Consider the following 619-nt stretch of genomic DNA (forward strand, 5'->3'; position numbering starts at 1 on the left):
GCCAGGGCCGCCAGCGCGGCCTCGGGGAGCACGCCCATGCGGGTGGCGGGGGTGAGGGCGGAGCGCAGCGGGACCTCCGCGACCAGGACGTCCGGGGTGAACAGCTCGGACCGCTCGACGATCTTCCCGTCGGGCAGGATGATCGCGCTGACGCCGCTGGTGACCGGCACGACGACGGTGCGGCTGTGCTCGACGGCGCGCACGCGGTCCATGGCGAGCTGCTGGTAGGTCATCTCGCTCAACCCGAAGGTGGCGTTGTTGCTGGGCACGGTGATGAGCTGGGCACCGTGGGTCACGGTGTCGCGGACCGCCCAGTCGAAGGCAGCCTCGTAGCAGGTGGCCAGCCCGACGCGGGTGCCGGACAGGTCGAAGACGCCGACCTTGTCGCCGGGGCCGAAGTCGCGGCGCACCCGGTCCACGTCCTCGTTGAAGATCCGTACGAAGGACCGCATCGGGATGTACTCCCCGAACGGCTGGACGTGCCGCTTGTCGTACGTGGCGACGGGTCCCCGCTCCGGCTCCCACTGCACCAGCGTGTTGCGCAGCTTGCCGGTGTCGGGGGTGAGGACGGCACCGACGACGGTCGGGGCACCGATGGCGCGGACGGCCCGGTCGATGG

The 619-nt window shown here is 71.6% G+C and carries 1 protein-coding gene; it reads right to left on the reverse strand.

All coding sequences use genetic code 11. The annotated features are described in order from the left end of the window. The coding region (gene lnt, locus I3F58_RS29205) for an apolipoprotein N-acyltransferase (protein WP_240111726.1) at positions 1 to 619 on the reverse strand (619 nt) is incomplete at both ends.

Origin of the sequence: Streptomyces sp. MUM 203J, assembly GCF_022414595.1 — a bacterium.
Taxonomy (GTDB): domain Bacteria; phylum Actinomycetota; class Actinomycetes; order Streptomycetales; family Streptomycetaceae; genus Streptomyces.